General features: G+C 71.2%; 14 protein-coding genes and 1 pseudogene. 8 read left to right on the top strand and 7 right to left on the bottom strand.

Translation table 11 applies throughout. The features are described from left to right. Window positions 1-81 precede the first annotated feature (81 nt). Together CLT72_RS25780 and CLT72_RS25775 are read left to right on the top strand one after the other, a co-directional pair. Window positions 82-1,200 (top strand): baeRF2 domain-containing protein, encoded by a 1,119-nt coding sequence (locus tag CLT72_RS25780; RefSeq protein ID WP_101413970.1) that lies wholly within the window; start codon window positions 82-84, stop codon window positions 1,198-1,200. A 325-nt stretch (window positions 1,201-1,525) separates the two neighbouring features. Beyond that, window positions 1,526-1,705 carry a hypothetical protein gene (locus CLT72_RS25775; protein ID WP_144082329.1) on the top strand — a complete coding sequence of 60 codons (180 nt, stop codon included), beginning with the start codon at window positions 1,526-1,528 and terminating at the stop codon, window positions 1,703-1,705. A gap of 116 nt (window positions 1,706-1,821) precedes the next feature. Here CLT72_RS25775 and CLT72_RS33095 read toward each other — a convergent pair whose 3' ends face one another. Continuing rightward, entirely contained in the window at window positions 1,822-2,013 is a 192-nt protein-coding gene (locus CLT72_RS33095; RefSeq protein WP_486484330.1) for a hypothetical protein, read from the bottom strand. A 54-nt stretch (window positions 2,014-2,067) separates the two neighbouring features. Between CLT72_RS33095 and CLT72_RS33090 the strand changes: the two are divergent. Continuing rightward, window positions 2,068-2,385: pseudogene (locus CLT72_RS33090) on the top strand (helix-turn-helix domain-containing protein); the annotation flags it as partial. Between the two features lie 144 nt (window positions 2,386-2,529). Here CLT72_RS33090 and CLT72_RS25765 read toward each other — a convergent pair. The 3 genes from CLT72_RS25765 to CLT72_RS25755 all read right to left on the bottom strand — a co-directional run bounded on the left by CLT72_RS25765 (window position 2,530) and on the right by CLT72_RS25755 (window position 4,108). After that, window positions 2,530-3,204, bottom strand: a complete 675-nt coding sequence (locus CLT72_RS25765; protein WP_101413968.1) for a DUF6766 family protein — start codon at window positions 3,202-3,204, stop codon at window positions 2,530-2,532. 83 nt (window positions 3,205-3,287) lie between these two features. Then, window positions 3,288-3,626, bottom strand: a complete 339-nt coding sequence (locus tag CLT72_RS25760; RefSeq protein ID WP_358168722.1) for a hypothetical protein — start codon at window positions 3,624-3,626, stop codon at window positions 3,288-3,290. 62 nt (window positions 3,627-3,688) lie between these two features. Further along, a complete protein-coding gene (locus tag CLT72_RS25755) occupies window positions 3,689-4,108 on the bottom strand; it encodes an STAS domain-containing protein (protein ID WP_158242073.1) in 420 nt (139 codons plus the stop codon). A 312-nt stretch (window positions 4,109-4,420) separates the two neighbouring features. On the opposite strand from CLT72_RS25755, the gene CLT72_RS25750 reads away from it, so the two are divergent. From CLT72_RS25750 to CLT72_RS25735, 4 genes are all read left to right on the top strand, one after another. Continuing rightward, window positions 4,421-6,214, top strand: coding sequence for a thiamine pyrophosphate-requiring protein (locus CLT72_RS25750; protein ID WP_101413965.1), 1,794 nt, complete (start codon window positions 4,421-4,423; stop codon window positions 6,212-6,214). A gap of 71 nt (window positions 6,215-6,285) precedes the next feature. Then, window positions 6,286-6,846, top strand: coding sequence for an HPP family protein (locus CLT72_RS25745; RefSeq protein WP_101413964.1), 561 nt, complete (start codon window positions 6,286-6,288; stop codon window positions 6,844-6,846). After that, window positions 6,815-9,250, top strand: a complete 2,436-nt coding sequence (locus tag CLT72_RS25740) for a molybdopterin oxidoreductase family protein (RefSeq protein WP_101413963.1) — start codon at window positions 6,815-6,817, stop codon at window positions 9,248-9,250. Before CLT72_RS25745 ends, CLT72_RS25740 begins: the two co-directional genes overlap by 32 nt. Window positions 9,251-9,253: 3 nt before the next feature. After that, a complete protein-coding gene (locus CLT72_RS25735; RefSeq protein WP_101413962.1) occupies window positions 9,254-9,712 on the top strand; it encodes a ferritin family protein in 459 nt (152 codons plus the stop codon). Between the two features lie 16 nt (window positions 9,713-9,728). Here CLT72_RS25735 and CLT72_RS25730 read toward each other — a convergent pair whose 3' ends face one another. Together CLT72_RS25730 and CLT72_RS25725 are read right to left on the bottom strand one after the other, a co-directional pair. Then, window positions 9,729-10,829 carry an L-dopachrome tautomerase-related protein gene (locus CLT72_RS25730; RefSeq protein WP_101413961.1) on the bottom strand — a complete coding sequence of 367 codons (1,101 nt, stop codon included), beginning with the start codon at window positions 10,827-10,829 and terminating at the stop codon, window positions 9,729-9,731. After that, complete coding sequence (locus tag CLT72_RS25725; protein ID WP_101413960.1) at window positions 10,826-11,272, bottom strand: hypothetical protein; 447 nt, start codon at window positions 11,270-11,272, stop codon at window positions 10,826-10,828. The genes CLT72_RS25730 and CLT72_RS25725 overlap by 4 nt, the downstream gene beginning before the upstream one ends. 319 nt (window positions 11,273-11,591) lie before the next feature. Here CLT72_RS25725 and CLT72_RS25720 point away from each other — a divergent pair, with 319 nt between their 5' ends. Next, window positions 11,592-12,299, top strand: a complete 708-nt coding sequence (locus CLT72_RS25720; protein WP_101413959.1) for a GAF and ANTAR domain-containing protein — start codon at window positions 11,592-11,594, stop codon at window positions 12,297-12,299. A 7-nt stretch (window positions 12,300-12,306) separates the two neighbouring features. On the opposite strand, the gene CLT72_RS25715 is transcribed toward CLT72_RS25720, so the two are convergent. After that, the gene (locus tag CLT72_RS25715) at window positions 12,307-12,705 is read right to left on the bottom strand and encodes a ChaB family protein (RefSeq protein WP_101415389.1); all 399 of its coding nucleotides are present in this window, start codon (window positions 12,703-12,705) and stop codon (window positions 12,307-12,309) included. Between the last annotated feature and the right edge of the window lie 50 nt (window positions 12,706-12,755).

The following is a 12,755-nucleotide window of genomic DNA, read 5'->3' as shown; positions in this document are numbered from 1 at the left end:
TACCCGACGCCCACAGACGAGACGTGATGCCGCGAGATGTGGGGGTAGGAGGTCCGGGAGCCACGACGAGAAGGAGTTGTCATGAACCTGAACTTTCTCCGACCGCTGTACGACCAGCCCGGCCCGTGGGCGTCGGTCTACCTGGACGCCAGCCGTGCAGGCGAGAACGCCGACCACGAGGTGGAGCTGCGCTGGAGGGCGCTACGAGAAGACCTTGCGGAGCAGGGGGCCGACTCCGCCACCTTGGACGCGCTTGACCAGGCCGTCCGTGACCAGCCAACCCAGCCCGGCCGGTACGGGTTGGCGCTGTTCGCCCGTGCCGGGCAGGTGGCCCTGGTCGAGCCGCTGCCCGCTCCCCCACCGAGCGACGAGGCGCATCACGGCCCACTGCCACACGTGATGCCGCTGCTCGCGCAACGCGGCGAGGAGGTCCCGCACGTCCGGGTGCTCGCCGACCGGACCGGCGGCGACCTCGACGCAGTCACCGCCGACGGCGTGCCCCGGCAGCGCACGGTGGAGGGCGGTGAGACGTTCCCGCTGCGTAAGGTTCAGGCCGGCGGTTGGTCGCACCGGCGCTATCAGCAGGCGGCCGAGGTGTCCTGGGACCGCAACGCCGGTGACGTGGCCGCCGCCGCCGTGGATCTCGCCGAGTCGATCGGCGCTGAGGTGATCGTCGTCGGCGGGGACGTCCGGGCGGCGCAGCTGTTCGTGCAGCGGCTGCCGGTCCGGTGGCGTGAGCGCACGGTCCGCACCGACGCCGGCTCACGTCACGCCGGGGCTGACAACACCGCGCTGGACGACGTGACCGTGCAGGCCATCGCCGAGGTGGCCGACCGGCACACCCGCGACATCATCGGCCGCTACCAGGCCCAGGCCGGGGACGGCACCGCGCCGGCCGGGCTGGCCGAGGTGGTGGCGGCACTGCAGCGCGGGCAGGTCGACACGGTGCTGCTGGTCAACGACACCTCGTCCACCGACACCCTCTGGATCGGCCCCGACAACCTCACCCTCGTGGCGGCCGACGATCAGACCCTGCGCACCCTCGGAGTGCAGAATCCCCAACGGGTACGCGCCGATGCCGCCCTGCTGCGCGCCATCGCCGGCACCGACGCCGACCTCGTCCTCGTCGGACCTGACGACGCACCGCTGGAGCACGGCATCGGTGCCGTCCTGCGCTACGCCGATGCCAACACCCCCTGAGGTCGCCGGACCGGTCACGCGGGGGCCGGTTCCCGCCCGGGGGAGAGCACGAGTCGTGGCCACCGAAACGATGACCGGGAAGGTAGCCGACTCGCCCCTGCGACGGCCGCGGCCGCGAACGGTTGGACGCGGGTGCCCTTGTCCGACTGACCAAGGGCACCCGCCGGATCGCCCTGGCAGCGGCCGGACGCGGCGATCTACCTGCTGCATATCCGCGGCCGGGGCCGTACGGCCATGGGGGCGGGCGGCGCGCTGCGCCTGCCGCGAAGGTGATGCGGGTCGTGGATAGAACGGTCGCCGAGTATTGGGTGGGAGAGGCGTGGACATGACAGATGGCACGGTCTACTCCGGCTCGCACTGGCAGCGCTACGCCACCGGCGACACCGACGAGGCGCATGCCTACATCCGGCGGGCCTTCTTCGACGTCAACGTGCGCTTCTCGGCGAAAGCCGCGACGGAGCCGGTCTCCGCACCATCACCACCAGCCTCGCCGACATCGGTGTGACCCGGCTGCACTATTCGGCGCGCACCCAGGTTGGCACTGCCCGGAACGGGGACCTGACCATCACCCACCTGCTGGGCGGCCGCTTCACCATCGCCAGGGGAAAGGACGACTACCAGCTACGGCCCGGCGATGTGGTGTTGATGCAGCCGGATCAGCCCCAGGAAGCCGAGTTCGACGACGTCGACTCGTTCACCACCCGCCTTCCCCGCATCCTGCTCGAAGAGGTCGCCTACGCCCAGACCGGCCTCAACGGTGCGGACCTGCGCTTCGACAGCTCCCGGCCGATCTCGGCGGCGCTCGGCCGCCACTGGACCCAGGCCGTCTCCTACCTGACCCGCGCCGTGCTGTCCGACCCCGCCCTCATGGCCAACCCACTGGTCACCGGGAACACCCGTCACCTGCTCGCGGCGACGGCTCTTGCCGTGTTTCCCAACACCGCTCACGCCACGGCCCTGGGGGCCGTCGGCGAGGTCACTCCGCGGGCGTTACGCCGGGCCGTGGCCTACGTCGACGACCACGCCGAGCAGCCGGTCACGGTCGAGCAGATCGCCGCTGCGGCCGGTGTGCGCCCGCGCGCGCTGCAACTGGCGTTCCGCCGCCACCACGGCACCACCCCGGTGCGGTACGTCCGCCAGGTCCGCCTCGAACGCGCGCACCGCGACCTGCAGGCCGCCGACCCGACCACCGGTGTCACCGTCACCATGATCGCCCAGCGTTGGGGCTTCACCCACACCTCGGGCGCTTCAGCACCGACTACCGCGCCACCTACGGCAGCAGTCCCAGCCACACTCTGCGCACCTGACACCCAGCCGCACCGCCGCTGCTCAGCCCTCCACTCCGGTGGCGGAGTGGGCGGCGCCGACCGGCTTGGACTGCGAGGACCCGCGCTGCCGCAGATAGATGGACAGGACCACCATCGACGTCACGGCCAGCAGCTCGGACTGCCAGTTCTGCAGGGTGCGGTTCCAGAAGTCGGGTTGCAGCAGGTAGTCGCCCCAGGTCACCGGGTCCTGGAGGTTGGCGAGCTGCTGCTCGTTGTAGGCGGCGACCCCGGTGATGGACTGGGCCAGCCAGGACAGCAGGAAGATCGTGCCCATGACGAGGCCCAGCGAGCGGGAGAACAGGGCGTGCCGCAGGCCTCCGGCCCGGGCCCAGGCCGGAGAGGTGTCAGTGGCGTACGGGCCAATCATCTGATCCTTGTCGGACTCGCGGCCGGCCTTGTCGAGTTCCTTCGACTCGGGTGAGCCTTTCTGCAGCAGCCAGACGGTGAGGAAGATGTAGAGGAAGAACTGCAGGTACTCCGACTGCCAGTTCTCGGTGACGTCGACGGCGAAGCTCGCCGAGGTGACGTACCGCCCGAGCGACACCGGTGCCAGGCCCTCGCTGAGTTGCCGCTGGTTGAAGTCGGCGTGCCCCGCGAACGCCTGACCGACCAGCGACAGGAGGAACAGCAGCCCGAATACCAGGCCGAGGGAGTTCTCGCGCAGGAACTTCTTCACCGATGCAGCACCCCCAACGCGGTGAAGTAGACGAGGCCGACGGCGACCACGAGCAGCAGCAGCACGAACTGCAATCGCATGGCTCACCCTCCTTGCAGCACGCAGTCGTAGGGCTTGTCCCCTCGGGCGGTGCAGCCGGCGGCGACCACGCGCCAGCCGCCGGGAAAGACGGCGAGGAAAACGGTGTCGCCGTCCAGCCGCACCTGCGCCCGCTGCCCGTACACGTCGGTGGCGACGACCGCGCCGGGTTCGGGCAGGTCCTCGGCCAGGATCGCCTCGGCGCACGGCTTGTCGGCGGACTGTTCCAGCTCGGTGACGGTGTCGGGAGCCAACACGGCACAGGCGGCAGTGCCGTCGCGCCCCGCGACGGCGTCCAGCATTCGTGTGGTGACAGCGGCGGCCGCGTCAGCGCGGTCGGTCACCGGCCCGCAGCCTGCCACGGTCATCACGGTCAGGGCTGCGCCCACTACCGCACCTGCAAACCTCATGCGGAGGTGCTTTCCCCCGCGCGACGCTGCCCAACCGGGTCCGGCTCGCCGCCTCGCGCCGTCGGCACGGTGCTGCTCAATCGGGTACGGGTCGCCGCCAGCAGGTAGGTGACGCACGGGGCGGCATCGCGCAGGGTGAGCGTGACCCCGGCGTAGGCGGCAGCCCGGTGCGTGCGCAGCAGGGCGCTGATGCCGTGCGCGCTGAAGAAGGTCACCCGGGACAGATCGAGGATCAACCGTGCGGGTCGCCGGGCGATCACGTGTGCGGCCAACTCGTCGATGAGATGGGCGGTACTCATGTCGACCTCACCGCGAACGGCGATAGCTGGTACCGGCCCTTCGCTGTTCAGGTTCAGCGTCATGATCGGTTTGGCGACCCGCGCACGGTGTCGAGTCGGCTGTTCGAGGATAGACATGGCGCCTCCCGATCTGGTGCATCGGTGAGTCGGATCCTCCCGCGTCGTCGGCGCGGTCGGTGGACCTGGGCACATGTCTTGACCCGGAGACCACCATACCCACGACGTTCGCCGCGGACACCAGTTGAGCGGTGTACGAGTTTCGATGTGGCCGTTGTTCGCGGGCCAGATTGAGCGACGTGCCAGCCGGCGGGCCGCCGACAGGTCGGCGGCGCAAAGACGAGGAACCCGACGAGATGCGGCCTGTCCGGTACAACGAGGCGGTTCGGGGTACGGCCTGATGCGGTGAGGGACCGAGGCGAGGAGGCGGCGGTGGCGGACACGACGGTGTCGGATCTGGTGGTCGCGCGGCTAGCCGACTGGGAGGTGGACCGGGTCTTCGGCTATTCCGGTGACGGGATCGACGGGGTAATGGGGGCGTTGCGGCGGGCGGGTCGACCGGAGTTCGTGCAGGCCCGGCACGAGGAGACGGCCGCGTTCATGGCGTGCGGGCACGCGAAGTACACCGGCGGGCTGGGGGTGTGCCTGTCCACGCAGGGGCCCGGTGCGGTGCACCTGCTCAACGGTCTCTACGACGCCCGGCTGGACTCCCAGCCGGTGCTCGCCCTGGTCGGCCAGCAGGTGACGTCGGTGTTGGGCAGCGGCTACCAGCAGGAGATCGACCTGGTACGCCTCTACGGCGACGTGTGCGCACAGTTCGTGCAGACCGCGTACACCCCGGAGCAGTTGCCGATGTTGCTCGACCGGGCGATCCGCACGGCCCTGGCCACCCGCAGCCCCACCTGCGTGATCCTGCCGCACGACGTGCAGACTGCTTCAGCCCCCGACCTCGGCGCACACGAACACGGGATCATGGTGACCAATCCGGGTCTGCCGGTACCCGAACTGCGGCCCCGCGCCGACGACCTGCGGACCGCCGCGGACCTGCTCGACGCCGGGCAGCGGGTGGCGATCCTCGTCGGGCAGGGCGCCCGCGCCGCCGCCGGCGAGGTGGTCGACCTCGCCGAGGCGCTCGGCGCCGGAGTGACAGCGTCACTGCTGGGCAAGCCGGTGCTGGACGAGGCGCTGCCGTTCCACACCGGCGTGATGGGCCACCTGGGCAGCACCGCCAGCAGCATGCTGATGAACGAGTGCGACACCCTGCTGATCGTCGGCAGCAACGATCCCTGGTCGGAGTTCTACCCGGCGCCGGGACAGGCCCGGGCGGTGCAGATCGACATCGACGGCCGACGTCTGGGCATGCGCTACCCGGTGGAGGTGCCGCTGCTCGGCGACGCTGCCGAGACCATCCGGGCGCTGCTGCCACTGCTCACCAGGCGGTCCGACCGGAGCTGGCGTCAGCGCGTCGAGGGCGAGGTGACCCGCTGGCGAGACATCGCCCGACAGCGGGCGACCGCTCCGGCAGAGCCGGTGAACCCGCAGTACGTCCTGCACGCCCTCACCGACCGGCTACCCGCAGACGCGCAGGTGGCGGTGGATGTCGGCTCGGTGACCTACTGGTACGCCCGGCACCTGCGGCTGCCCGTCGGTGTCGACGCGCACCTGTCGAGCACCCTGGCCTCGATGGGCTCGGCGCTGCCGTACGGGCTGGCCGCGAAGCTCGCCGCCCCGCACCGGCCGGTGGTGGCCCTCGCCGGGGACGGGGCCATGCAGATGAACGGGCTCGCCGAGCTGCTCACCGTCGCGCACCGCTGGCGGGACTGGGCCGACCCGCGGTTCGTGGTGCTGGTGCTGCACAACCGCGATCTCGCGGAGGTGAGCTGGGAGCAGCGGGAGATGGAGGGCGATCCCCGCTTCGTCGACTCCCAGCGCCTGCCCGACGCCCCGTACGTCCGCTGGGCGGAGCTGCTGGGCCTACACGGCGTCCGGGTCACCACCCCCACCGAGGTCGACACCGCCTGGGACGAGGCCCTGTCAGCGGATCGGCCCACGCTGATCGAGGCGATCGTGGACCCGGCGATCCCGCTGCTGCCTCCGGCCCAGCCCTACGAGAAGGTCGCCACGATGTACCAGGCGCTCGGCCGGGAGGACACCGACCTGGGCCGGCGGGCCCTGGCACACCTGCGCCGGGAACGCGCCACCGAGAGCTTCGACGACCCCCGGTGACGGCCGGAGGTGTGCCGGCCTGAATTCCGGAGACGTCAAATCGTAGGTCGAGGAACGAAGAAAGGGGTGTGATGAAGCGGATCCGGCAGTCGGTGCACGCCTTCGCCGGCAGCGCGCTGGCGGTGGTGATCGCCGGGGTGGTCGCCCTCCTCACCGGCCAACCGTGGCTGTTTCCCAGCCTGGGGCCGGCGGTGATGCTGCACCTGGAAAAGCCCGACTCGCCGGAGTCGTCACCCCGCAACACGCTCATCGGGCACGGCGTCGCCCTGCTGGCCGGGTACGGCTTCCTGGTGGCCTGCGGGCTGACCGACAACCCGCCGGTGCTGCAGGAGGGGATGAGCGGGCCGCGGATCGTCGCCGCGGCCGGGTCGCTCGCGGTGACCGCGCTCGTGCTGGTGCTGCTGAAGGCGTCACATCCCCCGGCAGGCGCGACCACACTGATCGTGAGCCTGGGCCTGCTGACCACCCCCACTCAGTTGCTCATCGCTGCGGGTGCGGTGGTGCTGGTCACAGCGGTGGACTGGCTGTACGGGCAGGTGTCGGACCGGCCGATGCCGGTATGGGCGGCACCCGAACGGTCACCGGAAGAAGGAGGGCATCGTGGTGGACCGGATCGCCGACCCGTGGGGTGAGCGGACCCCGTACGGGCCGGGACAGGAGTGGCCGGTGCGGGTGGACCGGTACCTGGCCGACGAGCGCACCGATGCCGACGTGGACCGGTGGGTGCAGTCGGCGTCGGTGCTGCACTCCAACGGCGACGCGCTGGACATCGCGGTCGCCGACGGGCGGATCGTCGGCGTACGCGGCCGGGCGGTCGACCGGATCAACCGGGGCCGGGTCGACCCGAAGGACCTGTACGGCTGGCAGGCCAACCACAGCCAGGACCGGTTGACCCGCCCTCTGGTCCGGGACGGTGACCGTCTGGTCGAGACGGACTGGGACACCGCGATGGGCCGCGTCGTGTCCCGGTCGAAGGAACTCCTCGACGGGCCGGGGGGATGGGGACACTTCGGCTTCTACACCACCGGCCAGCTGTTCCTGGAGGAGTACTACACGCTCGGCGTGATCGGCAAGGCCGGGCTGGGCACCCCGCACATGGACGGCAACACCCGGCTGTGCACCGCGACCGCGGCGGCGGCGATGAAGGCGAGCTTCGGCACCGACGGGCAGCCCGGCTCGTACACCGACGTGGACCACTGCGACGCGATCGCCCTGTGGGGCCACAACGTCGCCGAGACCCAGACCGTGCTGTGGATGCGGATGCTGGACCGCCGACGCGGCCCGAACCCGCCCGCGATGCTGGCCGTGGACCCGCGTGCGACCCCGGTCGCCCGGGAGGCCGACCTGCACCTCGCGGTGCGCAACGGCACCAACGTGGCCCTGATGAACGGCCTGCTCCGCGAGATCATCCGGCGGGGGTGGCACGACCGCGACTACATCGACGCGCACACCCTCGGCTTCGACGAGCTGGGCCGGATCGTCGACGGCTATACACCCCGCCGGGTCGCCGACATCTGCGACGTGCCGGCCGCCGACGTGGAACGCGCCGCGGAGCTGCTCGGCACCTCGCGGCGGCTGCTGTCGACCGTGTTGCAGGGCTTCTACCAGTCGAACCAGGCCACCGCCGCCGCCTGCGGTGTCAACAACCTGCACCTGGTCCGGGGCATGCTCGGCCGCCCCGGCGCCGGGATCTATCAGATGAACGGCCAGCCGACCGCGCAGAACACCCGGGAGACCGGGGCCGACGGTGACCTGCCGGGCCTGCGCAACTGGGAGAACACCGCGCACATCGAGGAGTTGGCCCGGCTGTGGAACGTCGACGTGGACACCATCCCGCACTGGGCGCCGCCGACGCACGCCATGCAGATCTTCCGGTACGCCGAGCAGGGCTCGATCAAGCTGCTCTGGATCACGGCCACCAACCCGGCGGTCTCGCTGCCCGAGCTGTCCCGGATCCGGCGGATCCTGGCCAAGCCGGAGCTGTTCGTGGTCGTGCAGGACCTCTTTCTCACCGAGACCGCCGAACTGGCCGACGTGGTGCTGCCCGCCGCGACGTGGGGCGAGAAGACCGGCACGTTCACCAGCGTCGACCGCACGGTGCACATCTCCGACAAGGCCGTCGACCCGCCCGGCGCGGCGAAGCCGGATCTGGACATCTTCCTCGACTACGCCCGCCGGATGGACTTCCGCGACCGCGACGGCAACCCGCTGATCCGGTGGACCGGGCCGGAGGAGGTGTTCGAAGCGTGGAAGGAGTGCAGCCGCGGCCGGCCGTGCGACTACACCGGCATCACCTACGCCAAGCTGCGCGGCGGCTCCGGCATCCAGTGGCCCTGCACCGAGGAGCATCCCGACGGCACCGAGCGCCTCTACACCGACGGGATCTTCAACACCGACCCGGACTACTGCGAGACGTACGGTCACGACCTCGCCACCGGTGCGGAGTTCACGGAGCCGGAGTACCGGGCCAAGGAGCCGAAGGGGCGGGCGTTCCTGCACGCCGTCGACTACCAGCCCTCACCCGAGGTGCCCGACGACGACCACCCGATGCTGCTGACCACCGGCCGGACCGTCTACCAGTTCCACACCCGCACCAAGACCGGCCGCGCGCCGCAGTTGAACGCCGCCGCCCCCGAGGTGTGGGTCGAGCTCCATCCGGGCGACGCCGAGCACCTCGGTATCGGCGAGGGCGACCTCGTCGGCATCTCCTCCGCGCGCGGCGGCATCGAGGCCCGCGCCCGCATCAGCGGCATCCGCCCCGGCGTCGTCTTCGTGCCGTTCCACTACGGCTACTTCGACCAGGACCCGGACGACCGCACACCCCGCGCCGCCAACGAACTGACCATCACCGCCTGGGACCCGGTGTCCAAGCAGCCGCTGTTCAAGGTGGCGGCCGTCGCGGTGGCGAAACTCGCCGACGGTCGGGGCGTACCCTCACCGGCGCCGACCGTCGGCGGCAGCGCACCGCTCGCGGACGCCGACGTGCCACCGACCGTCGGGGGGCCGACGGCCTGGGCCACCAGCGGGAAGGAGTGAGTCGTGCACCTCGCCCACTACCTCGGACTGCTGCACCGCGCGCAGGTAAACCTCGCCGACGCGTTCCGGCAGGTCGCCGACGCGCACGCCGAGGAACCCGACATCCAGCACCTCTGCCAGCAGCAGGCGAAGCGCTGCGACGGCCACGCCGAACAACTGCAACCGTTCGCCGCCCGCTACTCCGAGGACGCCCCCACCGAGCCCGACCGGCTGCACTCGCAACTGTTCACCGGCACCCGCACCGGCGGCATCGGCCTCCTGCGTGACCTGCAGGACCTGTACCTGATGGCCGCCGAGTGCGACATCGCCTGGACCGTCGTCGGCCAGGCCGCCTACGGCGCGCGCGACGAGGACCTGCTCGCGGTCGTGAAGCGCTGCGAGGGAGAGACCGCGATCCAGCTCAAGTGGCTGCGTACCCGGATGAAGGCCGCCGCACCCCAGGCGCTCGTCGTCGCCGACTGAGGGGGCGAGAGACCGGTCAGCGCAGCAGCACCGGGCCCGCGTCGATCCGGGTGCGGAACAGGACGTACGGCGTGCGGCGCAGGTCCTGCCCGCGCTGGTACGTCGCCTGCCGGTGCAGCTGGTTGGCGGTGACGTACAGGTGCCCGTCGGCGGCTACGGACATGGTGTCGGGCCACAGCAGTCGCGGGTCGTGGACGACGGTCTCGTACTCGCCGTCGGTGCGGCGGCGCAGCACCGCGTCGTGCTCGTAGGAGGTGAGGTAGAGCCGGCCGGCGTCGTCGGTCTCCAGGCCGTCGGAGCCGCCGCCCTTGTCGCCCTCGTCGATCACCGTCGCGGCGACCTCGTCGTCGCCGACCGTGCGATCGGCCAGGGCGTCGGTGGCCACGCTGTACCAACGACGCGAGGCCAGGGGACAGTAGTAGAGGCGGGAGCCGTCGGCGGCGATGGCGATGCCGTCGCAACCCATGGCCACCGGTTTCGGGTCGCCGCCGGCGGGGCGTTGCAGGAACGGCCGGCCCTCGACCACCGGCCGGAACGTCTCCAGCGGCTCGGCCTTCGTCGACGGGTGCTCGTGCAGCCGCCGCCACGACTCACCGGTGGCCAGGTCGACCACGATGATCCCGTTCGGGCCGGAGTCGGCGGAGTCGGTGATGTAGGCGACGCCGGCCTCGCCGCGGCGCAGGTCGAAGCGCACGTCGTTGAGGTAGGTGCTGGGCAGGGCGACGTCGGTCGGGAAGGTGATCACCTGGGCGACGGTGTCGGTGTCCAGGTCGACCCGGACCAGCTTCGGGCCGCCGGGCGAGGTGGGGCGGAACATCGGGCTGCCGGTGTCGAGGACCCAGAGCCGGTCGGCGGGGTCGACGACGATGCTCTGCACCGACACGAACGCCTCCGCGTCGTCGTCGCCCGACGGGCTGTTCCAGCGTTCGTCCGGGTAGGGCACCTCGCGGCCGTCGCGCAGTTCGACCACCGTGGCGGGCACCTCGTCGCCCCACTTCGGGAAGTTGACGAAGATCCGGCCCGTGTGGGACACGCTCACGCCGGTCGGCATCGGTCCGGTGAAGGTGTGCACGACCTCCAGCTCGCCGACCGGCTCGTCGGTTGCCGGGCCGGTCATCGCAGGGCCTTCAGGGCGACGGCGGTGACCGCGCCGTAGGCCAGGTGCGGGATGAGGTCGGTGACCCAGTCCGCAGCCGACCACGAGCGGGGGTCGGTGATCTTCAGCGCGGTCATCGGGGCGTTGGAGGCGATCATCGCCAGGCCGGTCAGTGCCAGCGCCGACACCGCGGTGGGCAGCCGGCGGCCTCCCGCCGCGGCGTACACGCCGGCCGCGGCCACGGAGGTGGCGTAGCCGAGCAACGGGCCGAGCCCGGACTTCCGGTTCTCACCCGTCTGCTGGTCGCCGAGGTCGACGTGGGCGAGGTCGGCCAGGCGGGCGGCGCTGTCCTCTCCGGCGCTGCTGGCCGGTCGGGCCCGTACCGCCATGTCCAGGTAGGTGACGGCGTTCAACGCGGACGCGCCGGCCGCGCCGGCGATGAGAGCTCTACTGGTCGGCGTCATCCTCGCCTGCTACCCGCCGGCCCGCCGATGACACCCGGTCGAGCCCACCGGCCGGCGCGATCGAATCGAAACAGGGCACCTGACGGCAGGGCACCTCCACACCATGCTGCTGCCGTGGCGTTCGGCGGAAGCGGGGGTATCGTGGCGGGTCTGTAGTTCACATCCGCCGTATCGGGTGTGACGAATCGGCGTCGAGCAGTGGCGTTGGTCCCGGCTCCATCCTCCGGTGGGTTCGTGCAGCGGTCCGCGACGCGCGGGCTGCCATCGCACGCCAACTTTTCTGGTTCTGCCGGCGTGCCGCCTGTGAGGGACTTGTGCCATGGCCCCCCTGTCAACGGACCCCGCCGACGCCTTCGCCGAACTCGGCCGCATCAAGCTCGGCGAGACCGGCCTCGACGACGTCTTGCAACGCGTCGCCGAACTGGCCAAACGTGCCCTGGACACACCGGTGGAGGTGTCGGTCACCCTGATCCGCAACGGCACCGGGCACACCGCGGCGTTCACCGACGACCTGGCCCGCGACATGGACGAGCGGCAGTACGCCCAGGGACGCGGCCCCTGCCTGGACGCCGCGGCCAGCGGCGACGTCCTGTCCGTGTCCGATCTCGCCGAAGAGCACCGATGGCCGGACTGGGCCGAACGCGGCCACAAGGCGGGACTGGGCAGCTCGGTGTCGATCGGCCTGCCCATCCAGGACGCGGTCGTCGGCGCGCTCAACGTCTACGCCCGCACCCCGCACGCCTTCGACGACGACACCGTCACCGTGCTGGAGACTTTCGCCGCGTACGCCGCGGTCGCCCTCGCGAACGCGCAGCTCTACGACAGCACCGCCACCCTGGCCCAGCAGATGCAGGAGGCGATGGCCAGCCGCGCGGTCATCGAGCAGGCCAAGGGCATCATCATGGCCGAACGCCGCTGCACCCCCGGCGAGGCGTTCGACATCCTGGCGAAGGTGTCGCAGGACTCCAACCGCAAGCTCCGCGACGTGGCCCAGGCCCTCGTCGACCGGGCAGCCGGAGAACGCTGACCCGCGTCTACTTTTCGCGGGCCTTGCGGGTGCTGCCGTTGTTGGCCTTGCGGATGGCCTCGACGAGGTCCGCCTTCTTCATCCGGGACCGGCCACGGACGTCGAGCTTCTTCGCCACGTCCATCAGGTGTTCCTTGCTGGCGTTGGCGTCGACGCCACCGGCCGTCCGGCCCGACGAGCCGCGGCCGCCGGCGGCCTTCTTGTCACTCGGTCCCTTGCTGCCCTTCGGCTCCCAGTGGTCGCCCACCTTCTCGAAGGAGTGCTTGACGGCCGCGAACGCCGTCCGGTGGGCGCGCTCGCCCTCACCGTACGAGTCGACCGCCGAGTCGTGCGCCTCCGCGTAGGTGTCCTGCGCCTCCTTCGGCGACCGCTTCAGGGTGCTGGGCATGTCCTTGCGTGCCGGCATCGTCACTCCTCTCGTAGCCCCTCGTCGATGACCCTGCCCCCCGTGGCCAC

This window comes from Micromonospora sp. CNZ309 (assembly GCF_002846525.1).
Note: the sequence above shows the minus strand (reverse complement) of the source record. Positions and strands in the feature narration are given on the sequence as shown.

Coding starts and splice junctions, on each gene's coding strand:
- CLT72_RS25775 (WP_144082329.1), top strand. CDS start 1,526: ATGACAGATGGCACGGTCTACTCCGGCTCGCACTGGCAGCGCTACGCC.
- CLT72_RS25730 (WP_101413961.1), bottom strand. CDS start 10,829: ATGACCGGCCCGGCAACCGACGAGCCGGTCGGCGAGCTGGAGGTCGTG.
- CLT72_RS25755 (WP_158242073.1), bottom strand. CDS start 4,108: ATGTCTATCCTCGAACAGCCGACTCGACACCGTGCGCGGGTCGCCAAA.
- CLT72_RS25720 (WP_101413959.1), top strand. CDS start 11,592: ATGGCCCCCCTGTCAACGGACCCCGCCGACGCCTTCGCCGAACTCGGC.
- CLT72_RS25715 (WP_101415389.1), bottom strand. CDS start 12,705: ATGCCGGCACGCAAGGACATGCCCAGCACCCTGAAGCGGTCGCCGAAG.
- CLT72_RS25725 (WP_101413960.1), bottom strand. CDS start 11,272: ATGACGCCGACCAGTAGAGCTCTCATCGCCGGCGCGGCCGGCGCGTCC.
- CLT72_RS25745 (WP_101413964.1), top strand. CDS start 6,286: ATGAAGCGGATCCGGCAGTCGGTGCACGCCTTCGCCGGCAGCGCGCTG.
- CLT72_RS25780 (WP_101413970.1), top strand. CDS start 82: ATGAACCTGAACTTTCTCCGACCGCTGTACGACCAGCCCGGCCCGTGG.